Below are 26,007 nucleotides of genomic sequence, written 5' to 3'. Positions count from 1 at the left end.
GAGAGCGCGTCGGTGACGTGGCAGCCCGACGTCGTCCCTGCGGCTCGGCCGAGGCCGGGCCCGCTGCGATGAGTTCCGGTCGTGTCGCGAGTCTGTAGGGGTGACCGTCGTAGAACGTCGTACGCCGCTGTACGACGCTGCCCGGCACGAGACACCGCGGAGGACGCCATGACGACCACGCCGGACGACCCGACCACCGCCCTGCCCGGCCGCCCGCCCATCGTCGACCTGGCCACGTGGCAGACCGCCCGTGACGAGCTGCTGGTCCGCGAGAAGGCCCACACCCACGAGGGCGACGCCATCGCCGCGGCCCGCCGCCGACTGCCGATGGTGGAGTTCGACGGGACGGTCGAGGTCGTCGGACCCGACGGCCCCGTCCCGTTCCTGGACCTGTTCCAGGGCCGCGACGAGCTCGTGGTCTACAAGCACATGTGGTACGACGGGGCGCCGCACCAGGGGCAGTGCGAGGGCTGCACCACCACGGCCTGGCACCTGAAGGACGCCGTCTACCTCAACGCCCGCGGCGTCTCGTTCGCCATCGTGACCACGGGCCGCCCGGACGAGGTGGCCTCCTACGTCGAGTTCATGGGCTACACCCAGCCCTGGTACTCGGTACGCGACGTGGACGCGCCGGTCGGCGGCAGCATGGGCTACCTCACCTGCTTCCTGCGCGACGGCGACCGCGTGTTCCTCACCTACTCCACGACGGGCCGTGGCAACGAGCGTGTCAACGGCTCCCTCGGCCTGCTCGACATGACGCCCTACGGTCGCGGTGAGGCGTGGGAGGACAACCCCGAGGGCTGGCCCGAAGGGCGCAGCCCGTGCTGGTTCTGGCGCTCGGACGCGGACCGGAACGCCACCTGGGGCGCGACCAGCCGGCCTGTGCCGCAGTGGACGCGTCCCGGCGCGACCCCCGTGGACACCCTCGGTCGGCACGCCCACCATCACTGACGCGCCTGCGGCGAACCGCGCCGGCCAAGGGTGTGAGGCCCGGACCCAGACGTTAGTGACACGTGTCACTTCTCGTCGCCGAGGCATTGACGCCCTTTCGTCGCGGGCCGGACGCTGTGGCCGTCCGTCAACGGCGTCGTCGCCCTCCACGAAGCCGTTCGGCCGGGAGCATCACCCGAAGCGTCAGGAGCAGGCCCCATGAACACGCCCATGGTCACCACCACCCGCGGTCCGGTCCGCGGCGAGCGGCGGAACGACGGCAGCATCCGTTTTCTCGGCATCCCGTACGCCCGGCCGCCCGTGGGTGACCTCCGATTCGCCGCGCCCGTGCCACCGGAGCCCTGGTCCGAGCCGCTCGACGCCACCGCGTACGGCCCGACCGCCCAGCGCCGCCCCTTCGCCGAGGTCACGACCATCCCCGAGCCCTCCGTCCCGGGCGCCGGAGTGCTCAACCTCAACGTCTTCACGCCCGACACCGCCCCCGAGGCCGGCCTGCCCGTCCTCGTATGGATCCACGGCGGTGGATACGTCGCCGGTTCGGCGGCCAGCCCCTGGTACGACGGGGCCTCCTTCAACCGGGACGGCGTCGTCCTGGTCTCCCTCGGCTACCGGCTCGGCATCGAGGGCTTTCTGCACCTCCAGGACGCCCCGGACAACAGGGGCGTCCTCGACTGGATCGCCGCCCTCGAATGGGTCCGCGACAACATCGCCCGTTTCGGCGGTGACCCGGCGAAGGTCACCGTCGCCGGGCAGTCGGCGGGCGGCGGCGCCGTCCAGACGCTGCTCGCCGTTCCTGCCGCCCGCGGCCTCTTCCGCGGCGCGCTCTCCGTGTCCGGCGCCGTGATGCGCCCCGACGGCCCCGAGGTCGCCCGCGCCGCCGCCCGCCTGTTCACCGCGCGTACCGGCGTACCCGCCACCGCCGCGGCGCTGCGGGACCTCGGTGACGACGAACTGCTCGATCTCCAGGAGAGGATGGGCGCGCCCGGGCCCGACCGCGCAGGACTGCCTCCACTGCTCTCCCTGGCCCCCTTCGCCGACGGCAGGCTCATCCCCGAGCCCGTCCTGGCCGCGCTGACGGACGGCGAGGCGGGCGCCGACGTCCCGCTGATGCTGGGCTTCACCGCGCACGAGTTCAACGGGGTGCCCGCCCCGGCGCCGGAACCGGTGGGGCCGCCCGTTCCGGTCCTGATCGGCGCCCTGGGTCTCGACGCGGCCCGGATCGACGCCTTCACCGCCGCGTACGCGGCCGGGGACCGGGACCGGCTGTTCGGACAGGCACTCACCGACGCCACGTTCCGGGCGCCGTCCCTGGCCGTCGCCGACGCCCGAGCCGCCCGTGAACGGCCCACCTGGCTCTACCAGTTCGCCTGGGAGTCGCCCGTCGCCGGGATGGCCTTCCACTGCCTGGACCTGCCGTACGCCTTCGACCTCCTGGACGCGGAGGGTGTCGCGGCGGCGGCCGGCGACGCGCCGCCCCGGGCCCTGGCCGACGCGATGCACCGGGCCTGGGTCGCCTTCGTGCGGGACCAGGACCCGGGCGATCCCTGGCCGCCCTACACGGCCGGCGACCGCGCCACGATGATCTGGGACACCGTGCCGCGGGTGGAGCGGGACCCGCTGCGGCAGGTCCGTGAGCTCTGGCTGGACTGACCGCCCCCGACAGTTTCGAGGCCCCCGCGCCGACAGTTCCGAGGCCCCCGCGCCGGCGTCCGAGCGCCGACGCGAGGGCCTCCACTTCATCGACCGGCCCGTGCGCCGCCTCAGGCGGCCGCCGCCGCGTCGCGCGCACTCAGCGCCTCGATGATCGCCTCCGAGAAGGGCTGCAGATCGGCAGGCTTGCGTGAGGTGATGAGCCGGTATCCACCGGATTCGTCGATCACGACATTCCGGTCCACCCAGTTCCCGCCCGCGTTCGTCACATCCGTACGGAGCGTGGGGTACGAGGTCAGTTCCCGGTCACGGACGAGCCCGCTGTCGACGAGCAGCCACGGACCGTGGCAGATCGCCGCCACCGTCTTGCCGGCCTCCGCGAAATCGCTCACAAGCCGCTGGGCCGTCGTGTCGATGCGGAGATGGTCCGCGTTGATGGTCCCGCCGGGGACGATCACCGCGTCGTACCGGTCGGCGGAGACCTCGGCGTACGTCGTGTCGGGCCGGACGGCCTCGCCCGGCTTCTCGTCCGAGACCAGCGTCCGGATCTGCTCCGGCTTCCGTGCGGCCACGGTCACCCTGGCTCCTGCCTCGCGCAGCGCGGCCACCGGCTTCTTCAGTTCCTCCTGCTCCGTGCCGTAGTTCGTCGTGATGACGAGAACGTTCTTTCCCTCGAGGGACACGGCCGCCTCCTCCCTTGCCATGGCGTCGGTACCTCTACAGGCGTCTGACCGGGGCGCGCGCCGCTAAACGAACCTTCCGAAGGGATCGGAACCTGCCGAAGGGATCGCTCGGGAAACGGGGGGTGACCGCCCACACCGCCGGGCGAACGGCTGCGGCGATAGCATCGCGCGACGCCCACCCGAACCACTTTGCCCCCAGTCTCTTCCTTGGCCCCGCCTCTTTCTTGTCCAGCCCCTGCCCGGCTTCACGCCGGAGGACGGAGCACCACGATGCTGAAGGACTTCGCCGAGCTCTCCACGCCCCTGATCGCGGACGCCTGTGTGCGTCTCGGTGAACCGCTGCGGCCCGCGCCGGCCGGCATCGCACCCGTCGTCCCCGGGCAGCGCGTCGCCGGGCGCGTGCTGCCCGCACGCCACTACGGCAGCGTGGACGTGTTCCTCGAGGCGTTCACCGGCGCCGAGCCCGGTGACGTCCTCGTCATCGACAACGGCGGCCGTACGGACGAGGCCTGCGTCGGCGATCTCGCCGTCCTGGAGGCCGAGGCCGCCGGTGTCGCGGGCCTGGTCGTGTGGGGTCTGCACCGTGACACCCCCGATCTCGTCGAGATCGGACTGCCCGTCTTCTCCTACGGACGGCACGCGCCCGGCCCCGTCCGCGCCTTCGCGCGGGAGCCGGAGGCGCTGACCACCGCACGCTGTGGCGAGCACCTCGTCAGCGCCGCGGACGTCGTCTTCGGCGACGAGGACGGCGTGCTCTTCGTCGCGGCGGACCGGGTCGACGCCGTCCTGGAGACGGCGCACGCCATCCACCGCACGGAGCGTGAACAGGCGCGTCGGATCAGGGCCGGCGAGACACTGCGCGCCCAGACCGGGTTCGACGACTATCTCGCCCGCCGGGAGGCGGACCCGTCGTACACCTTCCGGCGGCATCTGCGCCGGATCGGCGGCGCCATCGAGGAGTAGCCGCGCTGCCGTCGGCCCAATCTGGGCTGCCCAGGCCCGCGCTGCCCGGCCGTCCCGCTGCCCGGCCGGGTGGCCCTGTCCGTGGGGGCGGGGCTCCGTGCCGGCTCAGCCCGCCCGGAAGCCGATCGTGCCGTCCGGGAGCACCGCCTCCACCGTCGCCCCGTGCTCGACGGTCCGGCTCACGGTGCAGAACTTCTCGTGCGTCAGCCGCACTCCGCGCGCGAAGACCTCGGCCGCCCGCGGATTGCTCGCGGGCAGCTCGAACTCGTAACTCACCCTGATCCGCCCCACCCGGCCGTCGTCCTCCGGCCCCGAGACCGACTCCACCACGATCCGCAGATCGTCGTGGTCGACCGCGCGGGCCGTACGGTCCACCACCAGGCCCGCGCAGCCACCCATCGCCGCGAGCAGCAACTCGACCGGGGTGAACGACGGCTGGGCGTCGGCGTCGTCCGCCGCTCCCATCCGCACCTCCGCGCCGCGGTCGTTGCGGGCGGTCCAGTTCCGATAGCCGTTGCGGACGGTCTCGATGCGGTAGTCGGCCATGGCGACGAGGGCTCCTTCACTTCACATGCGGCGTACGGTGCGGTCGACCGCCCACGCAACCCCACGGGCACCGACCGGCCAAGCGGGCGCGCCGGACGGCGGCCACCGGTCAGTGTTCCAGTGAACCCGAGCAATGAGTACGGGGGTACGGGCGGACTGAGTACGTCGCCGGATGCCGACGCCGGGGCGCACCGGTGGAATGGTGACCATGACCTCGGACGCCCGGCGCAACGGCCGTATGCAGCACGTCACCACCACCGGCTCGGCGCTGGCCGTGGCGCTGTTCCCCCTTGTCGTGGGCGTGCTGATGGCCAAGTCGGTGGGCGCCGACCCGATGACCCCGGTGAACGCGCTGATCACCAGCGGGGGCCAGCGCGCCCGTCTCTCCCGCTCCCAGTTGCGCACCTGCGGTGGGCGGGTGCTGCGCAGGGCACGCGTGTGCCGGGTGCCCGCGCTGTCCTCCCTGTCCTCCCTGTCCTCCCTGTCCTCCCTGTCCTCGCTGTCCTCGCTGTCCTCGCGGGGACGGTGAAGATTTCCTCAACTCACGGACAACTCCCCGTCAAGTCATGTGCGTTGGGCCGCCCCGGCGTAACCTGGGGAGCGGCGGGTCGGCTGGGTGGGGGTGGGGCTGGTGACTGCTGGAGCCAGGGCGCGGACACGGCTGTGGCGGCCCGCGGGCGGGCGGTCCGCTCTGTGGGTGGCGCTCGTCTCATTGCTCCTCGTCGCGGCGCCGGCCACCGCCGTGACGACCGAACGGCCCGCCGCCCCGAGCGAGTCGGCCCGGAACAAGGCCGCCGGTCCCGTGGCCGCGCCGGCCGCCCGTGCGCCGTCCTGCGATCCGAGGCGGGCGAGTCCGCGCCCCTCACGGGTGGACGGCCCGGCCGTGCGGCGCATCCGCGAGCGGGGCCATCTGGTCGCCGGTGTGGATCTGAACAGCCACCTCTGGGGGTCACGGGACCCGTACACCCGACAACCGGTCGGCTTCGACGTCGACCTCGTCCGGGCGATCGCCCGCGACATCCTCGGCCCCAAGGCCACGGTGCGTTTCGTCTCCATGCCTCCCGGCCAACGGATCGCCCGTCTCCAGGCCCGGCAGGTCGACGTCATCGTGCGCACCATGAGCATCACCTGCGACCGGTTGGCCGACGTCGCCTTCTCCAGCGTCTACTTCGAGACCGGGCATCGACTGCTCGTGCCCGAGGGCTCCCCGGTCACCGGCTTCGACGAGCGGCTGCGCGGCCGACGGGTCTGCCTCGGCAAGGGCAGCTCGGCCGCCGAACTGTTGCGTACGTCCGGCACCGGGGCCAGGGCAGTGGAGACCGCGAGCCACCTCGACTGCCTCGTCGAGCTCCAGCAGGGGAAGGTCGACGCCATCCTCACCCACGCCACCCTCGCCGCCGGGCTCGCCGCGCAGGACCCCACCCTGCGACTGGTCGGCCCGCGCCTGGACACGGCCCTGTACGGGGTCGCCATGAACAAGGACGACACCGATCTGGTCCGCCGCGTCAACGCGGTCTTGGAGGACTACCGCAAGGGCGGTGCGCGCAGCCCCTGGATGGCCTCGTACGACAAGTGGCTCGCACCGACCCTGGGGCCGCGCCCACAGGGGCCGCCGCGAGCCGAGTACGCCGACTGATCCGGACCGGCCGCAGACGTAGACCGAAGCCGAGACTGGGGACCCAGCCGGAGCCTGCGCCTGTCCCGGTGGTTCACGCCTCCGTAGCGCATACAGGCATACAACGGTCGCCCGATGCCCGCGTTCGCCGCAGTGCGGGGGTCGGGCACAGTCCGCAGCGCGATGTGCATCGCGGTCCTCAGGCGATGTGGTCGTACGCGTGGTCGGGGTAGTGCAGCAAGGCCTGCTGGACGGGGGCGAAAGGTGCACGCCAGTCGCCGGTGGCCCGGTAGAGGTACTCGGAGTCCGCGCCGAAGCCGAGGAGATCGGCGCGGCCGTCCTTCGTGACGTCACCGACGCCGACGAGATGGGTGTACGCGTTCCAACCGCCACCGATCTTCGTGCGCGGGGCGAACGTGCCGTCACCCTTGCCCAGGTACTGCCAGAGCACGCCGTACTTGTCACGGGCGACCAGGTCACCGGCCGCACCGCCCGCGATGTTCCCGACGGCGGTCAACTCGTTGTAGACGCCCCAGCCCGTACCGATCTTCTTCCGGGCGGAGAAGGGCGCGCCGGCGTTCCCCGTGCCGGGGTAGAGCCAGAGACCGCCGTACTTGTCGGTGGCGATCACGTCCGCACGGCTGTCGTTCGTCAGGTCGCTGCCGGCCGCGATCCTGTCGTAGATCTGCCAGCCTGTGCCGACCTTGATCCGGGTGGCGAAGCCACCCCGGCCGTTGCCCTGGTACAGCCACAGCACACCGGACTTGTCGCGGGCCAGGAGGTCACCGACCGGCGTGCCGCCGAGGTCACCCGTCGCCTCGATGCGGTCGTAGGCCTGCCAGCCCCAGCCGATCTGCAGGCGGGAGGCCAAGCTCAACGACCCGTCGTAGGAGGAGGTGTCGACCCGCCACAACCCGCCCCAGGGGTCCCGCTCGAGCACATCGAGCGAGCCGTTGTCGTTGAAGTCGTGCGGTGCGGTCTTGCGGACGACAGTGAAGGAGCCGGAGGCCGTGAAGTCGAAGGGAACGCCGTCGACCGACTCGGCCGTGATCGTCCAGGTGTAGTCGCCGTTCGGGGCATCGCCGGTCACCACGTCGTGGGCATCCCAGGCAAGGCTGAATGTGCGCGGGTGCCCCGCGCTGCCCAGAAGGTGCTTGGTCGTGATACCGGTCCGCGTATGGCGGAGGACCACGGTGGCCCATCCGTCCTGTGAGAGTTCCCAGTCCATCGAAACGAAGCTCTTGTTGCTCAGATCGATGACGGACGGCACGGTGTGCCGGACGAGTGTGACCTCGGCCGGCTCACCAGCGGTCGCGACCAACCGGGGCGCGGACCTGCCGTCGGCGAGCGTGATGACGTCCTCGGCGGCGGCCGCCGTGTCCGTCGTCACCGCCGCGTCCGCCGTGACGGGGGCGGCAGTCGCCGGGACGCTCAGTGCGCCCGAGCCGAGCGTGACGGCGAGGACGGTGGCGATGGCGGCGGCCAGCCGCCGTCGGGTGGAGTGAGCAGGGGGCACGTGCAGTTCTCCCTCAGAGCCGTCAGACGCACCATGCGCCACATCTCTGTGACGCACGAGGGAGCGAAAGGTTGTACGGGCGGACGGCCCTTCGGGACCCGGCACTAGGGTGTCCGGATCGGTCGCCCCTGAAGATCGCTTCTCTGCCCCGCACCCGCAAGCGGCCCACCCGCAAGCGGCCCGCCGGAGAGGAGACGCTATCCCCGGAAGGCCTCGGGGCGCTCCGGCGACGCGTCCGCGAGCGCGCGGGTGACCGTCTCGACGCCGCCGCGCAGGCCGTAGACGGGAGTGTCGGGCTGCTGGCGCCAGGAGTCGTCGATCCCGCCCGCGTCGACCGTGTCGAAGCCCAGCTCGTCGATCAGGTTCCGTACCGCCTTCTTGGCCGCCTCGTCGTCGCCCGCCACCGGCAGGGCGATCCGCTCGGGGTCGCCGGCCGGGCGCGGCTTGTCGAGGATGTCCTCGGCGTAGGTGCCGTTGAACGCCTTGATCACGGGGTGGCCCACATGCTGCTCGGTCCAGCGGCTCTCGGTCAGGCCGTCGTCCTCGATCGCGGCGATCCGGCCGTCGCGCTGGCGCGGGTAGTAGTTGCCGGTGTCGATGACGGCGAAGCCCTCCGCCGCACCGTCGAAGAGGCCGGACGGCAGGTCGGGGACCGCCTTCAACGGGACGGTGACCACGACGATCTCGGCACCGCGCGCCGCTTCGGAGACGGTGACCGGGGTGGCGCCGGTCTCCTCGGCCAGAGCGGTGAGGGTCTCGGGTCCCCGGGAGTTGGCGACGGACACGTCGTGTCCGAGGGCCGTCAGGCGGCGGGTGAGGTTGCCGCCGATGTTGCCTGCGCCGATGATGCCGATCTTCATGGGAGCTTCCTTCCGAGCGGATGCGGCGGAATGCCACGCCAGGGCAGAACCGCGGTCCCGGTGCACCTATTCCCCCCGGTTCCGCGATCGTTGTCGTGAGGGCTTGGCGTGCTCCCGGTGAAGCCTCCGCCCCTCCGGGACGCGCGCGGCGCCTCGTGCGCGATGATCGTCCTCCTTCGTGGTTCGTCGAGAGGGCAGCCGATGACAGCGCGCGACGATGCGCAGCAGCACCCGCAGGAGCAGTCCACGCGCCGCCAGTCCGCGCCCGGGCAGTCCCCGCCGCGGGAACCCTCGCCGGGGGAATCCGCGCCGGGGGAATCCGCGCCGCGGGCAGTGGACCGGCGCCGGTTCCTCGGTTACGTACTGGCGGCACCGACCCTGACCGTCGCCGCGCAGCTCGGCGAGGCGGTCCTCGCACCCGCCGCCGCCGCGGCTCCCTCGGTCGTCCCCTCGCTGCCCGGTGTCTCCGAGATCTACGACCTCAACGACATGCTCACCCACGCCGCGCTGCCCACCGCGCATCTGATCACCATCCGGATCGAAGCCGACGGCACCGCCTCCTTCGCCCTGCCGCGGGCCGAGGTCGGTCAGGGCATCACGACCTCCAGCGCGATGCTCATCGCCGAGGAGCTCGACCTCCCGCTGGAGAAGATCCGGGTCACGCTCGCCGACGCCAGGCCGGAGCTGCTGTTCAACCAGCTGACCGGGGGCTCCAACACCACCATCTCCACCTTCACCCCGATCCGGGTGGCCGCTGCCGTCGCCCGGGAACGGCTGCTGCGGGCTGCCGCGCTGGAGCTCGGCGAGGCCGTCGGCTCGCTGACCGCGAAGGCCGGTGCGATCGTCTCCTCGGTGACGGGCAGCAGCCTCACCTACGGCGAACTCGCCGCGAAGGCGGCCTCCGTCACCGGCACCGCGGTCGGAGTCACTCTCAAGAACCCTTCCGAGTTCAGGGTCATCGGCACCGGGCAGCGCCGCGTCGACGCACTGGAGGCCGTGACGGGACGCAAGAAGTTCGCCATGGACGTTCAGGTGCCCGGCGCGCTGCCCACGATGGTCTGCCGGCCCCCGACCATCAACGGCACGGTCCGTTCGGTCGCGAACCTGGACGAGGTCAGGGCCATGCCCGGCATCACGGACGTCGTACGGATCTCCACCGGCGTCGCCGTCCGCGGCCGCACCTTCGGCCAGTGCATCGACGCCGTCCGCGCCCTCGACGTCACCTGGGGGCCCGGCACCGCCGAGGGCGCGTCGGACGCGACCGTCCTCGGAAAGCTACGAGCGGCCGAACTTCCCCTTGTCGTATCCCCGTTGCCCCTGCTGACCAAGGCCGTGGACGCCCGCTTCACCTTCCACTTCGCCAGCAACAGCGCGCTGGAGACCAACTGCGCGATCGCGGACGTACGGGAGGACTCGGCCGAGATCTGGGCGAGCCTGAAGTCGCCGATCGTCGCCCAGGAGGAGATCGCGCTCCAGCTCGGTCTGCCGCTCACCGCCGTGAAGGTCCATGTCACCGAGGGTGGCGGCTCGTTCGGCCGCAAGCTCTTCCACGACGCCGCCGGCGAGGCCGCCGAGATATCCCGGGCCATGGGCAAGGCCGTGAAACTGATGTGGCACCGGACCGACGACTTCCGCCAGGGTCGTACGCATCCCATGTCGACCTCCCGGGTCCGGGCCACCTACACCCTCGGCGAGGTGCTGACGTACGAACAGCGCCACACCTCCGTCGCCACCGATTTCGGCCACGGGGTCGGCGAGATCATCACCGCCGAGGCGGCCCGGCTTCCGGTCGCCGACCTCACCTTCTCCGAGACGATGTTCCAGCTCACCCAGCAGAGCCCGTACCACTTCGGTGCCACGACCCAGCTGCTCAGCGAGACGGACAAGGGCTTCAACACCGGCTCGATGCGCAACATCTACTCGCCCAACGTCCGCTGCGCGCAGGAGCTCGTCGTCGACGAACTGGCCAGGAGGATGGGCAAGGACGCCTACGCGTTCCGCCGTCAGCACCTCAAGGACGAGCGCGCGCGGGCCGTTCTGGAGAGGGTCGCCGAGGTGGGGGAGTGGGGCCGGACCATGCCGGCCGGCACCGCGCAGGGGATCGCCGTCCACCCCGAGTACCACGCGTTCGTCGCCGTCCTCGCCGAGATCGACTGCCGCCCCGAGACCACCGGCCGGAAGATCCGCGACGCGTACACCGGACCGCGCGTCACCAAGGTGGTCTGCGCGGTCGACGTCGGCCTCGCCGTGAACCCGCGCGGGCTTCGGGCGCAGATGATGGGCGGCATCATCGACGGTATCGCCGTCACCCTCACCTCCGGCCTCCACCTACGGAACGGCCACTTCCTGGAGGGGAGTTGGGACAACTACTTCTACACGCGGCAGTGGAACACCCCGCCCGAGCTCGAGATCGTCGTCATGCCTCCCGCCTCGGACAGGCCGGGCGGTGCGGGGGAGCTGGCCGTCGCCGGCGCGATGGCCGCCGTCGCCTGCGCGTTCGGCCGGGCCACCGGCACGATGCCGACGACGTTCCCCGTCAATCACGCCGAGCCGCTCGGATTCGAGCCGCTGCCCACCACCCCGCCCATCCCCGCCTCGCCGGTCGACGGTCTCGACCGCGCCTTCTAGGAGACCTGGAGCCCCCGTGCCGCAACACACCTTCATCCTCAACGGCAAGGCCGTCACGACGGACGTCGAGGACGACGTCCGGCTCCTGTGGGTGCTCAGGGACGTCCTGGGCGTCACCGGGCCGAAGTACGGCTGCGGGCTCGGCGTCTGCCAGGCGTGCACCAGCCACATCAACGGCAAGGCGTTCAACCCCTGTTCCGTCCCGGTCAAGGACATCGCCCCCACCGACGAGATCACCACCATCGAGGGCCTGCCCGCGACCGTGGGCCAGGAGCTCCATCCGATGCAGGAGGCCTGGCTCGACCTCGACGTCGCCCAGTGCGGTTACTGCCAGCCCGGCCAGATCATGACGGCCGTGGCCAAGGTCCGCCGGGCCCGCGAGGAGGGGCGGGAGATCGAGGAGGCCGACCTCGACGAGATCCGCAACATCTGCCGCTGCGGGACCTACAACCGCATCCGCGAGGCGATCGTGGCGGGAGCCCGCCGCATGCCCTGACCGTCAGCGGTTGTCGTGGCGCGCGGAGGTGGGGGAGTGGAGCAGGGCCAGCGTCCCTTCCAGCTCGGCCCGGGCGAGGCGTGCCGCCTCCTCCGCTTCGCCCGCCTCCACCGCCCGGACCAGGGCAGCGTGCGACGCGTCGCCGTGGCCCGGGTCCGACTCCCGTACGCCGAGGAGGTCCAGGAGGTCGATCAGGCCCTGCCGCAGCGCCGGGGTGAACTGCCCGAAGAGGTCGCTCAGTACGGGGTTGCCCGCCGCCGCCACGACCGCCGCGTGGAGTGCGATGTCGGCGTCCACGAACTCCGCGTCGTCGCCCCGGGCGGCAGCCCTGCGGCCTGCCAGCGCCGCGCGCATCGCCGCGATGTCCGCGTCGGTGCGTCGCCGGGCGGCCAGGTGCGCCGCTTGTACCTCCACCAGCATGCGGACCTCGTAGACGTCGGTGACGGCCGCGCTTCGCAGGCGGGCCGGCCAGTCCTCCACCGGCCGGGTCGCCGTGACGAACACCCCGGCGCCCTGTCGAGGCTGCACGAGTCCGGCCCCCGCGAGCGCGCGCACCGCCTCGCGGACCGTGGAGCGCCCCACGCCGAGCTCTTTGGCGAGCGTCGTCTCCCCGGGCAGCTTCGTGCCCACCGGCCAGTGGCCCTCGGCGATCTGCGCCCGCAGCCGCTCCGCGGCCTGCTCGACCAGAGGGCTGGGGCGGAGGGCTCCGAGTGGCATGGGTGTCACCTGATTCTCCGGTTCTCCGGGGCGCGGGAACGTACGGGCGGGCGCGCCGGTAGGACGCCCCGGGGCAAACGTATCCGGTGAACTTGTCTGAGGAGTACTTGTCTGAGGAGCTGAGGAGTGACTAAGGTGTGGCGCGTGATCTTCCGCGGTCTCCTCCTTCTCGGGTGCCGCGGCGGGGCCTGATCCGACCGGCACCCCGCCGCGGGGCGCCGTGCTGCCGGTCACCAGGATCCAGCGAAGGACACCCGCGCCGTGACCAAGGACGCCACCATCGGAACGTACGCCTGGAATCCCCAGCGCCCCGGCCCGATGCCCCACCACCGCTACCGCCCCTACCAGGACCGGGTCGAGGTCCCCGCTCTCGACCGCCGTTGGCCCTCCGCCCGCCTCGAACGCGCCCCGTTGTGGGTCCCCGTCGATCTGCGTGACGGCAACCAGGCGCTGGCCGAGCCGATGGACACGAGCCGTAAGCGCCGCTTCTTCGACCTGCTCGTACGGACCGGATTCAAGGAGATCGAGGTCGGCTACCCCTCGGCCAGCCGGGCCGACTTCGACTTCGTCCGGCATCTGGCCGGCCTCGTCGCCTCCGGAGCCGTCCCCGACGACGTCACCCCCGTCGTCTTCACCCCCGCCAGGCGTGAACTGATCGAGCGCACCTTCGCCTCGATCGAGGGGCTGCCCCGCGCGGTCGTGCACCTCTACATCCCCACCTCGCCGGTCTGGCGCGACACCGTCCTCGGCCGTGACCGCGCCGAGGTGCACGCGACCGTGCGCGCGGCCGCCACGCTCATGGCGCGGCTCGCGGACGCGCGGCCGGACGCGCACATCCGTTTCCAGTTCGCCCCCGAGACCTTCAACCTCACCGAGCCGGACTTCGTCCTGGAGGTCTGCGACGGGCTCACCGCCCTCTGGGACGCCTGCCCCGACCGGCCCGTCACGCACAATCTGCCCGCCACCGTCGAGATCTCCACGCCGAACGTGTATGCCGACCAGATCGAGTACATGCACCGCCATCTCGCCCGCCGGGAGAGCGTCATCCTCTCCGTGCACCCGCACAACGACCGCGGGACCGGCGTCGCCTGCGCCGAACTCGCCGTCCTGGCGGGAGCGCAGCGCGTCGAGGGCTGTCTGTTCGGGAACGGCGAGCGCACCGGCAACGTCGACCTGGTGACCCTGGCCCTCAATCTCTACGCCCAGGGCGTCGACCCCATGCTCGACCTCTCCGACATCGACGCGGTCCGCGAGGTCGTCGAGCACTGCAACCGGCTCCCCGTCCACCCCCGGCACCCTTATGCGGGCGACCTCGTCCACACCGCCTTCTCCGGCACCCACCAGGACGCCATCAGCAAGGGTCTCGCCCAGCACGCGAAGTCGGCCGCGGACGCCGAAGTCCCACCGGAGCAGGCCCCGTGGAACGTGCCGTACCTGCCCATCGACCCCGCCGACATCGGCCGCAGCTACGCAGCCGTGATCCGGGTCAACTCCCAGTCCGGCAAGGGAGGAACGGCGTACCTGCTGCGCACCCGGCACGGCCTCGACCTGCCGGAGCGCCTGCGCCGCGACTTCTCCCGCATCGTCCAGCGGGCCACGGACGACAGCGGACGGGAGGCGACGGCGGGGGACCTGTACGCGCTGTTCGACGCGGCCTATCTCGCGCCGGGCCGAGGCGAGGGGCATGTCTCCCTCGAAAGCTGGACCACGGGTCACGATCCGGCGTCGGGGCACCGTTTCGTCTGCACCCTGCGGGTGGGGGAGCGGACCGGGGACTGCGAGGGGCACGGCAACGGGCCGCTCTCCGCCTTCGTCGACGCCCTCGCGGGAATCGGGATCACGGTCGACGTCCTCGACTTCAGCGAGCACTCCACCGGCGTGGGAGCGGGCGGTGAGGCCGTCGCCTACGCCGAATGCCGGGTCGACGGCCGCACCGTCTGGGGCGCCGGGCGTGACACGTCGGTGCTCACCGCCTCGGTACGTGCAGTCCTGTCCGCCGTGAACCGGTCCCACGCCCGATGAGCGGGCCCGTCCGGCACACCGGGCCCGTCGGGCACACCGGGCCCCTCCCGGACACCGGGCCGGTCCCGCGCACCGGGTCCGTCCCGCATGCCGGGTCCGTCCTGCGGGCCGGGCGCGTGGAGGTCGTCCTGCGCGCCGACGGCGTCGAGGTGGTCCGTGAGGGCGCCCGCATCCTCGACGGGATCTCGCTCACCGTCCGCCCGGGCGAACACTGGGCGCTGCTCGGCGCCAACGGTTCGGGAAAGACCTCCCTGTTGAGGATCCTGGGCGCGCAGGGCCACCCGACCCACGGGACGGTGGAGGTTCTCGGGCGCCGCCTCGGCCGGGTCGATCTGCGGGAGCTGCGCGCGCACGTGGGCCATGTCGACCCGCGCCATCCGCTGCGCTCCGCCCTCTGCTTGCGCGATGTCGTCCTCACCGGCCTCACCAACACCGTCGAGCGGCTTCCCCGGTGGCGGCCCGGTCCCGAGCAGGAAGCGCGCGCCGACCGGCTGATCACGACCCTGGGGCTCGCCGGGCGCCGCGAGTCCCGGTGGCCGAGCCTTTCCCAGGGGGAGCGGGGCCGCGCGCTGATCGCCCGCGCGCTCATGCCCGAGCCGCGGCTCCTGCTGCTCGACGAACCGGCCACCGGGCTGGACCTCCCCGGCCGCGAGCGGCTCCTCGAGGCGCTGGGGGCGCTCGCCGCCGACCACCCCCGGCTGGCGACGGTCCTGGTGACCCACCACCTGGAGGAGCTGCCCGCCGGGACGAGCCATGCCCTTCTGCTGCGGGAGGGCAGGGTCCTCGCGCGGGGGCGAGTGGGTGACGTCCTCACGGAAGACCGGGTGGGCACCTGCTTCGGCCTGCCCCTCGTCCTCGACCGGAACGGTGGCCGCTGGAGCGTCCGCGTCCGGTCGGCTTCCGCCCGAGCCGGGAGGCCCGCTCCCACCCCACATTAGCCAGCGCTTGCAATTAAATGCATACGCAATTATCGTGGACGCAAGTAAAGCGCTCCCGCAATGACGAGGTGGGCGCGGCTACCCCCACTCGTACGGAGAAGGTGCACTTCCCATGCCTCTCGCCCTCCTCGCCCTCGCGATCGGCGCCTTCGGCATCGGCACCACTGAGTTCGTGATCATGGGGCTGCTGCCCCAGGTCGCGGCCGACTACGGGGTGTCGATCCCCGCCGCCGGACTCCTGGTGACCGGCTATGCCCTGGGGGTCGTCATCGGTGCGCCGCTGATGACCGTCCTGGGCACCAAGATCTCCCGCAAGAAGATGCTCATGCTGCTGATGGCGCTCTTCGTCGTCGGCAACGTCCTCTCGGCGCTCGCGCCGACGCTCGGCGTGATGCTCGCCGGCCGCGTCGTGGCCTCGCTCGCGCACGGCGCGTTCTTCGGGATCGGCTCGGTGGTCGCGGCGGAGCTCGTGGCGCCCGAGAAGAAGGCCGGGGCCATCGCCATGATGTTCACCGGCCTCACGGTCGCCAACGTCGTCGGCGTCCCCGGCGGTACCCTGATCGGCCAGGCCATCGGCTGGCGCGTCACCTTCCTCGTCGTGGCCGCGCTCGGCGTCGTCGGACTGCTCGGCATCGCCAGGCTCGTCCCCGACCTGCCCCAGCCCGAAGGCGTGCGCCTGCGCCGTGAGCTGGCCGCGTTCAAGAACACCCAGGTGCTGCTCGCCATGGCGATGACCGTGCTCGGCTTCGGCGGCGTCTTCGCCGCGATCACCTACATCACCCCGATGATGACCGAGGTCGCCGGCTACGCGGAGTCCTCCGTGACCTGGCTGCTCGTCCTCTTCGGCCTCGGGATGGTCGTCGGCAACCTGATCGGCGGCAGGTACGCCGACCGTCGGCTGATGCCGATGCTGTACGTGTCCCTCGGCGCCCTCGCCCTCGTACTCGGCCTGTTCACCGTCACCGCGCACCACAAGGTGCCGGCCGCGGTCACCGTCGCCCTCATCGGAGCGCTCGGCTTCGCCACCGTGCCCCCGCTGCAGAAGCGGGTCCTGGACCAGGCGCACGGCGCCCCGACCCTGGCCTCCGCGGTGAACATCGGCGCCTTCAACCTGGGCAACGCCCTCGCCGCCTGGCTCGGCGGCATGGTCATCGCGGCGGGTCTCGGCTTCACCGCCCCCAACTGGGTGGGCGCTCTGCTCGCCGGGTCCGCCCTGGTCCTGGCCGTGCTCTCGGCGGCTCTGGAGCGCCGTTCCGGCGCGGCGTCCGGGACCGCGGCGTCCGGGACCGCGGCGACCGGGACGGCAGTGTCCGCGTCCCCGATCGCGGCCGCCCCGATCGGGGACGCGGCGGCCGAGCCCGCCCTGGCGGCCCGCCGCTGAGCGCCCGGCGCCACTGACCACGGCCCGGGAGAGGGCCGCGCCACCCCACCCGCCGGGCACGGACCCGGCGGGTGGGGTGGCGTCGTCAGGTCCGCGACTTCTCCCCGTACAGAAGTCTTGTGATCGGCGCGGCAACTCCTTACCGTCGGGTAAGTTGCCCTTGCTGGAGGGGCAGTTGGTGTCGAACGGTCTCCCGGAAGGAACAACGATGTCTGCTCCCCGGACGCGTGGCGCGCGTCGCCTCCTGCTCGGCTCCCTCACCGCCGCCCTCGCGCTCGCCCTCGGCAGCGGAGGGACCGTGACGGCGGCTCCGGGCCCGGCCGGCCTGCGGGAGGTGATGTTCGTGGGCAACAACTGGGACGGCACCGCCGACGTCATCGAGTCCACCGGCGGCTTCGCCCGCATCGGCCGCGTCAACGTCATCCCCGACCGCGAGACCCGCATGTGGGAGATCGGGCTCAACCCGGTCAAGCTGGCGTACTTCCTCGGCATCCGTCAGGGCCCCGGCGAGGGGCACGACCAGTTCGTCGACGACATGTACGCCACGCCGGACGGCTCTGCCATGGTCGTCTCACGCCCCAGCTTCGCCGACGTCGTCTCGATCGACCTGCGGACGGGCGGCATCAACTGGCGTTTCCCGGTGTCGGGTTTCCGGGCCGACCACATGGCCGTCTCGCCCGACGGCACCCGCGTCGCGGTCTCGGCCTCCACCTCCAACACCGTGCACGTCCTCGACATCACCACGGGCAAGGAGGTCGGCTCCTTCCCCACCGGCGACAAGCCGCACGAGAACGTCTTCACCGCCGACGGCCGGTACCTCTGGAACATGTCCATCGGCGAGGTCACCACCGCCCTCGACGAACCGTGGCTCGACTGGACCAAGGGTGACCGCCGTATCACCGTCGTCGACGCCCGCACCTTCGAGCAGGTACGCGTCATCGACATGCGCGCGCGGCTCGACGCCTTCGGCCGCAAGGACCTCTCCGACGCCGTGCGGCCCGTCGCCTTCACCCCGGACGAGTCCACGCTCTACTTCCAGGTCTCGTTCTTCAACGGCTTCCTCGAGTACGACGTGGCCACCGACCGCATCACCCGCGTCAAGGAACTGCTCAAGAACCCCGCCACCGACACCGACCGCACCACCTGGGTCAACGACTCCCGCCACCACGGCATGTCGATGAGCCCCGACGGCAGGCGGCTCTGCGTCGCCGCCACGATGGACGACTACGCGACCGTCGTCGACCGCACGACCCTGCGCGAGGGACCGCTGGTCGCGGCCGCCAAGCCCTACTGGGCCACGGTCAGCGGCGACGGCCGCGCCTGCGTCATCTCGGAGAGCGGCGCGGACCGCGTGACGGCGATCGACTTCGCCACCGGCCGCCCCGTCGCCTCGGTCGCCGTCGGCGACCACCCCCAGCGCGTCCGTCTCGCCCACGTCCCGGCCGGCTGGACCGGACCCGCCGCGCGCTGACGTCAGCCGTCGGCGGACGGGCTTCCCGCCAACTTCTCGCGCACGGCGTCGAGATACTCGGACACCGCGTCGCGGTTGCGGGTCAGGGACCGGATGCGCTCCGTCATCCGGTCCCGCTCGTTCTCCAGGGTCGCGAGCATCTCCGGGGTGGCGTCGGAGAAGTGGATGATCCGGGGTTTGTCGAGGCAGGGCAGGATCTGCTTGATGATCCGCGTCGGCAGTCCCGCGTCGAGCAGTCCCCGGATCTGCAGCACCCGGTCCACGTTCGAACGGTCGTAGGAGCGGTAGCCGTTCGGGGTGCGATCGGCGACGATGAGCCCCTGCTCCTCGTAGTAGCGCAGCAGTCTGCGCGGGGTCCCGGTGCGCTCCGACAGCTCTCCGATGCGCATGTGGTCCACCTCACGTGATGTCGCTTGACCTTCACATCAATGTGAAGGTTTCAGCATACGTGGCATGAGCAACCACACGGTACCGAAGGCCGGTTCGACCCTCCATGCCCCGCACCCCGGGCAGGCCGCGGGCGGTGAGAACCGGCGACCCGCCGGGAAGCTGCCCCTGCCCGCCCTCCTCGCCCTCGCCACGGCGGTCTTCATCACGAGCCTGACCGAGACCCTTCCCGCAGGCGTCCTGCCCGCGATGAGCGCCGACCTCGGCGTCGGCGAGGCGGCGATGGGCCAGTCCGTCACCATCTACGCCGTCGGCACCGCACTCACCGCGATCCCGCTGACCGCCGCCACAGCCGGCTGGCGACGAAAGCGGCTGCTGCTGACGGCCGTCGCCGGCTTCGCCGTGGCCAACACGGTCACCGCGGTCTCGGCCCACTACCCGCTGACCATGGCCGCCCGGTTCCTCGCCGGTGTCGCCGCCGGCCTGGCCTGGGCCCTGCTCGCCGGCTACGCCCGCCGCCTGGCACCCGTCCACCTCCAGGGAAAGGCGATCGCCGTCGCGATGACGGGAGTTCCGGTCGCCCTCTCCCTGGGCGTGCCCGCCGGGACGTTCCTCGGGGCCGCCCTGGGCTGGCAGGTGACCTTCCTCCTCATGACCGTCCTCGCCCTCGTGCTGATCGCCTGGATCGTGCTCACCGTCCCGGAACACCCCGGCGAGCCCAGGGGCGGCCGGACGCCGGTCCGGCGCGCCCTCGCCCAGCCCGGCGTGGCACCGGTCCTGTTCGTCACCGTCGTCCTCGTCCTGGCCCACACCGTCCTGTACACCTACGTCGCCACCTTCCTCGACCACCTGGGCATGGGCGACTCCACGGGGTTCGTGCTGCTGGTCTTCGGCGCCGCCTCCCTGGTCAGCATCTGGTTCACCGGCCTGCACATCGACCGCCGGCTGCGGGCCCTGATGCTCGCGGGCACCCTCCTGTTCGCCGTCGCGGCCGGCGCCCTGGCCGTTCCGGCCGACAGCGGCGTCCTGGTGTACGGGGCGGCGCTGCTGTGGGGGCTCGGCTGGGGAGGCGCGCCGACGCTGTTGCAGACCGCCGTGGCTGACGCGGGCGGCGAGGCCGCGGACACCGCCCAGACCATGCTGGTCAGCCTCTGGAACGCGGCCATGGCGGGCGGAGGGGTGGCCGGAGGGCTCCTTCTCGACCTCCTCGGGGCGGGCGCACTGCCGTGGAGCGTGCTCGGGCTCCTGCTTCCGGTGCTGATCGTCGTCACGGCCGCCCGCACCCACGGATTTCCCGCACGGCGAGACCATGGCGAGGGAGGAGAGGGCGGAGAGGGGCGAGGCGAGGCATGAGGCGAGGGTGAGGCATGAGGCGAGGGTGAGGCATGAGGCGAGGGTGAGGCATGGGGCGAGGGAGCGGCGAGCCCGCTCGCGGGCCCCGGGGCCGAGGGGGCGGGACGCCCGGCCTATCGTGCCCGCATGGACATGAACAACCCTCAGGACGTCGGCGCCGCGTTCGGCGCGATGCTGCTCGGCGGCACGGTGAGCGAGGAGCCGCCCCCGCCCGACTCGCCCCTCGGCCGAGTCCTCGCGTTCGTCGCCCAACACGGCGAAGACGCCCTCACCGCCGACCACTTCGACGCCGCCCGCGAAGGCAGGCCGCTGCTGCCGTGAGGTACCGCGAGCGGCCACGACCCGTCACGGTGTGACACGTCGTGGCCGCTCGTCAGGGGTCAGACGGCCGGCGGCGCCGAGGACGGGCGTCCGGAGCCCCGGGTCAGCGAGTAACCGCCGATCCCGGCCAGCGCGCCGAGCACTCCGCCCACCGCCGTCCAGATCCAGCGGTCGGACCACCAACCGGAGGACCAGCCGTCCTCGGGCGCCCGTGCCTCGACCGCCGACGGCGTGGAGCCACCGGCCCCGGTCGAATCACCGGCCGCGGCCTCCGCCACGTCCTCGGTCGTGGCACCGGGCACCAGCGGCGCCGCGAGCGAGCCGCCGCCCGCGTAGGCGCCGCCCTTCTCGACGGAGGCCGCGCCGACCCGGGCCGTGAACGGCTGACCGAGGTCCTCCTCGGGAAGTCCCGTCACCGTCAGCCGTACGTAATAGCTGCCCGGCAGGGGATCGTTGTCCCAGGTGTCGGCCCAGGGGCGGACCGTGCGCAGCGTGCAGGACAGCTCCACGGCCGGCGCCTCCTTCGCCACGGTCCTCGACTGCATCCCGTACATGCAGGGCTGACGGCGGCGCAGGCCGTCGTAGACGTCGATCCGCCAGGTCGACGAGCCGTGCCGGGCGGCGGACTCGGGCAGGGTGACCGAGGCTGACACCGTGGGGCGCTGCCCGGTGTCCGCGGGAAAGACCCAGTAGAGGTAGTCCCCCGTCGAGGCCTCGGCGGTGGCCTGCTGGCCCTGGCGGAACGCGGCGGCGGTACGGAAGGTGGTGCCCGCCTCGGTCGGCCCCGCGGTCGCGGTGGCGCTCGTGCTGCCGCTCGGGGACGGGGTGTCGGCGAGGGCGGGAACGGCCGGGCCGAGCAGCCCGGCTCCCGTCAGCAGAGCAGTGGTCAACACACGTACGGTACGCATCAGTTGGTCCTCCAGACGGCGACGCGCCAGCGGGACAGCCAGCCCCACAGCAGACCGCCCACGAAACCGGCCAGTACCAGTACGGCGAGCAGCCACCAGCCGCGGCCGAGACCGAAGGCGGCCACGTCGGACGCCTCGTCGGGCGAGTCGACGAGGTCGACGGCCAGCTCGATCGGCATGCCGGGAGTCGTCTTGACGCCGGGCGGCGCGGAGAAGGAGTTGCTGACCTGGAGGCAGACGGTCTCCGCGGCCGGCTTCGCGTCCCCGTCGACGTCGTCGAGCGGCGGCTTGGGGTAGCGCAGCCCGGTCGAGATCACGTCCGTGCGTCCGTCACCCGCCTCGGAGCCGCGGACGATCTCACGACCGTGCACGGTCACCGCGCGCAGCAGGACTCCGTAGTCGTCGTTGACGGCGCGGTCGGCCGACACGCTCACCGATGCCCGCAACTCCTGTCCGGGCAGTACGTCCACCCGGTACCAGCGGTGCTGGCCGAAGGTCTCGCGGTCGGTGAAGAGGCCGGTCTTCAGCTGCGGGGCGTCGGCGCACCGGTCGGTGCCCTTGGCGGCCACCGGGGTGACGACCGGGTCCGCGGCGCGGTCCACCAACTGCCGTACCCGCTTGGAGAGTTCCTCGGTGTGGCGGACGGAGGTATAGGTACCGCCGGTCGCCTCCGCGATACAGGTCAGCTGCTGCCGGATCTTGGCGTTCGGCACCAGGCCCAGCGTGTCGATCGTGAGATGGATGCCGCGGGCGGCGATGTCCCGTGCCACCTCGCAGGGGTCGAGCGGTGCACAGGTGTCCTCCCCGTCCGTGATGAGCACGATCCGGCGAGTGGCGTCACCGCCCTTGAGGTCCTCCGCCGCACCCAGCAGGGCCGGGCCGATCGGGGTCCAGCCGGTGGGCGCCAGCGTGGCGACGGCGGTCTTCGCCTCGGTCCGGTCGAGCGGCCCCACCGGGTACAGCTGTCGGGTGTCCTTGCACCCCTTCTGCCGATCCTGCCCGGGATAGTCGGCGCCGAGGGTGCGTATGCCGAGCTGCACCTCCTCGGGCACCGCGTCCAGCACCTCGTTGAACGCCTGCTTGGCGGCGGCCATCCGGGACTGGCCGTCGATGTCCCGTGCCCGCATCGAGCCGCTGACGTCGAGGACCAGCTCGACCTTGGGGGATTCCTTGGCCGCCGGTTCGTCGGCGGCCGCGCCGGTGGGGAAGAGCCCGGCGGCCAGGGCGGCGAGCAGTGCGCATGCTCCGGTCGCCAGCCGTTTTCTCGTGATCATCTGCCGGATCGTAGGGATGATCGTCCGACAATCCAAAACGGGAGGGAGGTTGGGGGGTCAGCGGTGCTCGGGGTTGGGGAAGTCCGCCCGGCAGCCCGCGTCCCAGGCCGAGCGCTGATTCCCGTACGCCGGTACGCCGCCGGCCCGCTTGAGCATCGCCGCCAGATGCATCAGATTCCACGCCATGAACGACGTGTTGCGGTTGGTGAAGTCGTTCTCGGGGCCTCCCGAGCCCGGGTCGAGATACGACGGGCCCGGCCCGGCCTCGCCGATCCAGCCCGCGTCCGCCTGCGGCGGGATCACATAGCCGAGGTGCTGCAGGCTGTACAGCACGTTCATCGAGCAGTGCTTGACCCCGTCCTCGTTCCCGGTGATCAGACAGCCCCCGGCCCGGCCGTAATAGGCGTACTGTCCTCGGCTGTTGAGGAGACTGGAGCACGCGTACAGCCGCTCGATCACCCTCTTCATCACCGAGCTGTTGTCCCCGAGCCAGATCGGACCGCACAACACCAGGATGTCGGCCGCCATCACCTCTTCGTAGAGCGCGGGCCACGCGTCCGACTCCCACCCGTGCTCGGTCATGTCCGGCCACACCCCGGTGGCGATGTCGTGGTCGACGGCCCGCACCAGCGAGGTCCGCACGCCCTGACCCTCCATCACGGCCCTGCTGCGCTCGATCAGCCCCTCGGTGTTGCTGACGTCCGGGGAGCGCTTGAGCGTGCAGTTGAGGTACAGGGCGCGCAGGTCGTCGTAGCGGTAGGCGGTCTCGGGCATCGGCCGTCTCCTGGCGGGGGAGGGGGAGGGGGCGGTGTATGGGGGGCGGGGGGGCGGGGCGTGCCCCTTCAGCCTCGGTACGCCCGCCCGGCCGGGCCACCCGGGCGCACCCGAAGGCATGAGCCGGAGCCGGGATCAGAACCGGACGTGCGCGGCCACCGGCAGGTGGTCGCTGCCCGTCTCCGGCAGCGTCCACGTCCTGGTGACCTCCGCGCCGCGCGCGAGGACGTGGTCGATGCGGGCCAGGGGGAACCCGGCGGGCCAGCTGAAGGCCCATTCCTCGCGGTCGCCGCGCACCTGGGACAGGACGGGATCCAGACCTCGGTCGTCGACGGTGCCGTTGAGGTCCCCGAGGACCAGCACCGCACCGGCCGGCTCGTTCTCCAGCGCGCGCCCGAGCAGCGTGGCGCTCTCGTCCCGCCACCCCGTGGCGTACCCCTGGGCCGGCCGTACCCGGACCGACGGCAGGTGCGCCACGTACGTCGTCACCTCGCCCTGCGGGCCGCGTACGACCGCTCGCAGGCCGCGCTCCCATCCGCTGCCGACCGCCCGTGGTCTCAGATCGACGCGAGCGACGTCCGTCAGCGGGTGCTTCGACCACAGCCCGACCGTTCCCACGGTGGCGTGATGGGGATGGGTCCGGCCCAGCTCGATGCGGTAGGCGGGCAGGGTCGTCGGCGTCAGCTCCTCCAGCGCCACGACATCGGGATCGGCGCCGAGAAGGACCCGTGCGACGCGGGACGGGCTGGTGTTCTCGTCGCTCACGTTGTGCTGGACGACGGTCATCCCGTACGGCGTGGGGGAGGCGGGCGCGGACGGCAGGAGCACCTCCCGGAAGGTCCCCGCCCAGACGACGGCCACCACCAGGCACGCCACCGTGAGGGGCGCCGACCGGCGCACCACGGCCACGATGAGCCCGGCGGGCACCACCAGTCCGAGCCAGGGGAGGAAGGTCTCCAGGAGCCCCACCGGGTTCCCCGGCAGAGGGGGCCACACGCGGTGCGACAGGAGCAGACAGCCGACGGCGACGACCAGGGCCCCGACCACTCCGGTGACCAAGCCTCGCCGCCGGGACGCCCCGGAGCCACCCTCCCCCTCGCCCACGCCTTGCTCCCTTCCGGCCGCCGACGACCTGTGCGCCGGATCTGTGCGCCGGACCATGGGCGCTGATGGTGGGACGTCGGAGAGGGAGATCCAGTTCCTGCGAAGGCCTATGCGGTCCGGTCCGGCGAGAGGACCGCGATGCCGAGCGGCCGATCACCCGCGGCGAGGCGGCGGGTGTCACCGGTCGGGAGATCGACGACGGTGATGCCGTTCCAGTAGCCGTCACGGGTGAAACCGCCGGTGACGTATGCGGTCCGCCCGTCCCTCGACACGGCCACGTCCTCGTGGGCGCCGGCCAGCGGATACACCCGCTCGGCACCGTCGGACGTACGGACCGTGAGCGAGGGCCCCTCGTCCTCGGCGGGGTCGATGGGGCCCGTGCCGACGACGAGGAGTGTGCCGTCGGGCGTGATCACGGCGCCGTGCTGGTGGGTGTCGGCGGTCATCGGCAGGATCTCCGAGCGGCCCGACCGCGGATCGACCACCACCAGCCGCTCGCCCTCGAAGGGAAGCAACAGCTTGCCGTCCGAGGGACGCACGACGGTGTAGTGCGGTTTGAGCCAGGATCCGAGGCCGCCTTCGGTGCCGTGCGGGGCGACCTCGACGCGGCGCGCGGCGAGCGAGTCCGTGGCGACGACCGTGACGTCGAAGGAGTCGTGGTTCGTCGTGTACACCTCGGAGCCGTCGCGCGACACGTCGACGTCGAAGGGCCGCCGCCCGACGGGCACTGTGCCGGTCACCTCACGGCTCTCCGTGTCGATGACCTCCAACACGCCGTTGCCACCTGGCACGTTGACACCGACGTAGACCCGCTCGCCGTCCGGCGAGAGCGCGATGCCCATGCCGCCGCCCCGGTACTCCCCGGTGCTGACGGGGCCGGTGCCGGTCTCGTACGGGATGAGCGCGAGCCGCTCGCGCGTGCGGGTGTCGACGACGGCCACCCCTTCGGCCGTGGCCACCCAGGCCGGCCCGTCGGCGCCGACGGCCAGACCGTACGGCGCCGTTCCCACCTCGACGGAGCCGAGCGGGCCGCGCCGCGGGTCGACGAAGGTGACGGTGTCGGACCCGAAGTCGGCGACGAGGAGCGTGCCGGCGGCCGTGGTCGCGGTGGTGGCCGAGGGGGCGGGGGCGGGGGACCCGGTGGCGGAGGGGGATTCCGGAGCGGAGCCGTCGCCCTGCGCGCAGCCGGCGAGCAGCAGCGCTGCGACGGCGCCCGACACGAGGGTGCGCCCGACGCGCCCGGAACGGCGCGCGTACCGCGGGATCGCGGTGCTCGTCGGGCCCGAGGGGTCCGTGGAGGTTCCGTTGCTCGGGCTCATCGGGAGTTGCCCCGCCCCGCGGTGGGCTGCCGCAGCGGAAGCCGGTCCTTGGCGTGCATGGAGTCGTCCCTTCACGATGAGGCCGAGTCGTGCGCCCCGACCGAGTGTCGACGGCGTGTCGACGGGAGCC

At 72.2% G+C, this 26,007-nt stretch carries 24 protein-coding genes; 13 read left to right on the top strand and 11 right to left on the bottom strand.

Annotated features, from left to right (window positions below; all coding sequences use genetic code 11):
- Nucleotides 1-168: 168 nt before the first annotated feature.
- Both J7E93_RS24820 and J7E93_RS24815 read left to right on the top strand, forming a co-directional pair.
- Nucleotides 169-951 carry a DUF899 domain-containing protein gene (locus J7E93_RS24820; RefSeq protein ID WP_215072153.1) on the top strand — a complete coding sequence of 261 codons (783 nt, stop codon included), beginning with the start codon at nucleotides 169-171 and terminating at the stop codon, nucleotides 949-951.
- A gap of 198 nt (nucleotides 952-1,149) precedes the next feature.
- Nucleotides 1,150-2,601 (top strand): carboxylesterase/lipase family protein, encoded by a 1,452-nt coding sequence (locus J7E93_RS24815; RefSeq protein ID WP_215072152.1) that lies wholly within the window; start codon nucleotides 1,150-1,152, stop codon nucleotides 2,599-2,601.
- A 110-nt stretch (nucleotides 2,602-2,711) separates the two neighbouring features.
- On the opposite strand, the gene J7E93_RS24810 is transcribed toward J7E93_RS24815, so the two are convergent.
- Nucleotides 2,712-3,284, bottom strand: a complete 573-nt coding sequence (locus J7E93_RS24810; protein ID WP_374105428.1) for a type 1 glutamine amidotransferase domain-containing protein — start codon at nucleotides 3,282-3,284, stop codon at nucleotides 2,712-2,714.
- A 270-nt stretch (nucleotides 3,285-3,554) separates the two neighbouring features.
- Between J7E93_RS24810 and J7E93_RS24805 the strand changes: the two genes are divergently transcribed.
- Nucleotides 3,555-4,247: an RraA family protein gene (locus tag J7E93_RS24805; protein ID WP_215072150.1), complete on the top strand. Its 693-nt coding sequence runs from the start codon at nucleotides 3,555-3,557 to the stop codon at nucleotides 4,245-4,247.
- 105 nt (nucleotides 4,248-4,352) lie between these two features.
- Here J7E93_RS24805 and J7E93_RS24800 read toward each other — a convergent pair whose 3' ends face one another.
- Nucleotides 4,353-4,793 (bottom strand): OsmC family protein, encoded by a 441-nt coding sequence (locus J7E93_RS24800; protein WP_215072149.1) that lies wholly within the window; start codon nucleotides 4,791-4,793, stop codon nucleotides 4,353-4,355.
- 208 nt (nucleotides 4,794-5,001) lie between these two features.
- On the opposite strand from J7E93_RS24800, the gene J7E93_RS24795 reads away from it, so the two are divergent.
- Both J7E93_RS24795 and J7E93_RS24790 read left to right on the top strand, forming a co-directional pair.
- Complete coding sequence (locus tag J7E93_RS24795; RefSeq protein ID WP_251067032.1) at nucleotides 5,002-5,322, top strand: hypothetical protein; 321 nt, start codon at nucleotides 5,002-5,004, stop codon at nucleotides 5,320-5,322.
- Nucleotides 5,323-5,490: 168 nt separating this feature from the next.
- Nucleotides 5,491-6,429, top strand: a complete 939-nt coding sequence (locus J7E93_RS24790; protein WP_308368774.1) for a glutamate ABC transporter substrate-binding protein — start codon at nucleotides 5,491-5,493, stop codon at nucleotides 6,427-6,429.
- A 178-nt stretch (nucleotides 6,430-6,607) separates the two neighbouring features.
- Here J7E93_RS24790 and J7E93_RS24785 read toward each other — a convergent pair whose 3' ends face one another.
- Both J7E93_RS24785 and J7E93_RS24780 read right to left on the bottom strand, forming a co-directional pair.
- Nucleotides 6,608-7,924, bottom strand: coding sequence for a VCBS repeat-containing protein (locus J7E93_RS24785; protein ID WP_215072148.1), 1,317 nt, complete (start codon nucleotides 7,922-7,924; stop codon nucleotides 6,608-6,610).
- A gap of 197 nt (nucleotides 7,925-8,121) precedes the next feature.
- Nucleotides 8,122-8,826, bottom strand: a complete 705-nt coding sequence (locus tag J7E93_RS24780) for an NADPH-dependent F420 reductase (protein WP_285440955.1) — start codon at nucleotides 8,824-8,826, stop codon at nucleotides 8,122-8,124.
- Nucleotides 8,827-8,985: 159 nt separating this feature from the next.
- On the opposite strand from J7E93_RS24780, the gene J7E93_RS24775 reads away from it, so the two are divergent.
- The gene (locus tag J7E93_RS24775) at nucleotides 8,986-11,412 is read left to right on the top strand and encodes a molybdopterin cofactor-binding domain-containing protein (protein WP_215072146.1); all 2,427 of its coding nucleotides are present in this window, start codon (nucleotides 8,986-8,988) and stop codon (nucleotides 11,410-11,412) included.
- Nucleotides 11,413-11,428: 16 nt separating this feature from the next.
- Nucleotides 11,429-11,908 carry a (2Fe-2S)-binding protein gene (locus J7E93_RS24770; RefSeq protein ID WP_215072145.1) on the top strand — a complete coding sequence of 160 codons (480 nt, stop codon included), beginning with the start codon at nucleotides 11,429-11,431 and terminating at the stop codon, nucleotides 11,906-11,908.
- A gap of 3 nt (nucleotides 11,909-11,911) precedes the next feature.
- Here the strand turns inward: J7E93_RS24770 and J7E93_RS24765 are convergent, their stop codons facing one another.
- Nucleotides 11,912-12,625, bottom strand: a complete 714-nt coding sequence (locus J7E93_RS24765; RefSeq protein ID WP_215072144.1) for a FadR/GntR family transcriptional regulator — start codon at nucleotides 12,623-12,625, stop codon at nucleotides 11,912-11,914.
- A 318-nt stretch (nucleotides 12,626-12,943) separates the two neighbouring features.
- Between J7E93_RS24765 and leuA the strand changes: the two genes are divergently transcribed.
- The 4 genes from leuA to J7E93_RS24745 all read left to right on the top strand — a co-directional run bounded on the left by leuA (nucleotide 12,944) and on the right by J7E93_RS24745 (nucleotide 18,437).
- Nucleotides 12,944-14,647 carry a 2-isopropylmalate synthase gene (leuA, locus tag J7E93_RS24760; RefSeq protein WP_215072165.1) on the top strand — a complete coding sequence of 568 codons (1,704 nt, stop codon included), beginning with the start codon at nucleotides 12,944-12,946 and terminating at the stop codon, nucleotides 14,645-14,647.
- Nucleotides 14,644-15,585 carry an ATP-binding cassette domain-containing protein gene (locus tag J7E93_RS24755; protein ID WP_215072143.1) on the top strand — a complete coding sequence of 314 codons (942 nt, stop codon included), beginning with the start codon at nucleotides 14,644-14,646 and terminating at the stop codon, nucleotides 15,583-15,585. The genes leuA and J7E93_RS24755 overlap by 4 nt, the downstream gene beginning before the upstream one ends.
- Before the next feature lie 112 nt (nucleotides 15,586-15,697).
- Nucleotides 15,698-16,966, top strand: coding sequence for an MFS transporter (locus tag J7E93_RS24750; protein WP_215072142.1), 1,269 nt, complete (start codon nucleotides 15,698-15,700; stop codon nucleotides 16,964-16,966).
- Between the two features lie 208 nt (nucleotides 16,967-17,174).
- The gene (locus J7E93_RS24745) at nucleotides 17,175-18,437 is read left to right on the top strand and encodes a YncE family protein (protein WP_215072141.1); all 1,263 of its coding nucleotides are present in this window, start codon (nucleotides 17,175-17,177) and stop codon (nucleotides 18,435-18,437) included.
- 2 nt (nucleotides 18,438-18,439) lie between these two features.
- Here the strand turns inward: J7E93_RS24745 and J7E93_RS24740 are convergent, their stop codons facing one another.
- Complete coding sequence (locus J7E93_RS24740; RefSeq protein WP_215072140.1) at nucleotides 18,440-18,826, bottom strand: MerR family transcriptional regulator; 387 nt, start codon at nucleotides 18,824-18,826, stop codon at nucleotides 18,440-18,442.
- A gap of 64 nt (nucleotides 18,827-18,890) precedes the next feature.
- Between J7E93_RS24740 and J7E93_RS24735 the strand changes: the two genes are divergently transcribed.
- Nucleotides 18,891-20,177 (top strand): MFS transporter, encoded by a 1,287-nt coding sequence (locus J7E93_RS24735; protein WP_215072139.1) that lies wholly within the window; start codon nucleotides 18,891-18,893, stop codon nucleotides 20,175-20,177.
- A 126-nt stretch (nucleotides 20,178-20,303) separates the two neighbouring features.
- Nucleotides 20,304-20,498: a hypothetical protein gene (locus J7E93_RS24730; RefSeq protein WP_215072138.1), complete on the top strand. Its 195-nt coding sequence runs from the start codon at nucleotides 20,304-20,306 to the stop codon at nucleotides 20,496-20,498.
- Between the two features lie 59 nt (nucleotides 20,499-20,557).
- Here J7E93_RS24730 and J7E93_RS24725 read toward each other — a convergent pair whose 3' ends face one another.
- The 5 genes from J7E93_RS24725 to J7E93_RS24705 all read right to left on the bottom strand — a co-directional run bounded on the left by J7E93_RS24725 (nucleotide 20,558) and on the right by J7E93_RS24705 (nucleotide 25,877).
- Nucleotides 20,558-21,406, bottom strand: a complete 849-nt coding sequence (locus J7E93_RS24725) for a hypothetical protein (protein WP_215072137.1) — start codon at nucleotides 21,404-21,406, stop codon at nucleotides 20,558-20,560.
- Nucleotides 21,406-22,680 carry a VWA domain-containing protein gene (locus J7E93_RS24720; RefSeq protein ID WP_215072136.1) on the bottom strand — a complete coding sequence of 425 codons (1,275 nt, stop codon included), beginning with the start codon at nucleotides 22,678-22,680 and terminating at the stop codon, nucleotides 21,406-21,408. Before J7E93_RS24720 ends, J7E93_RS24725 begins: the two co-directional genes overlap by 1 nt.
- 57 nt (nucleotides 22,681-22,737) lie before the next feature.
- The gene (locus J7E93_RS24715; RefSeq protein WP_215072135.1) at nucleotides 22,738-23,454 is read right to left on the bottom strand and encodes a flavodoxin family protein; all 717 of its coding nucleotides are present in this window, start codon (nucleotides 23,452-23,454) and stop codon (nucleotides 22,738-22,740) included.
- A 135-nt stretch (nucleotides 23,455-23,589) separates the two neighbouring features.
- Nucleotides 23,590-24,558: an endonuclease/exonuclease/phosphatase family protein gene (locus J7E93_RS24710; RefSeq protein ID WP_308368773.1), complete on the bottom strand. Its 969-nt coding sequence runs from the start codon at nucleotides 24,556-24,558 to the stop codon at nucleotides 23,590-23,592.
- Nucleotides 24,559-24,665: 107 nt separating this feature from the next.
- On the bottom strand, nucleotides 24,666-25,877 hold the full coding sequence (locus tag J7E93_RS24705) for a YncE family protein (protein ID WP_251067031.1): 1,212 nt from the start codon (nucleotides 25,875-25,877) through the stop codon (nucleotides 24,666-24,668).
- Nucleotides 25,878-26,007: the final 130 nt, after the last annotated feature.

Source organism: Streptomyces sp. ISL-36, from assembly GCF_018614205.1.
Taxonomy (GTDB): domain Bacteria; phylum Actinomycetota; class Actinomycetes; order Streptomycetales; family Streptomycetaceae; genus Streptomyces.
Note: the sequence above shows the minus strand (reverse complement) of the source record. Positions and strands in the feature narration are given on the sequence as shown.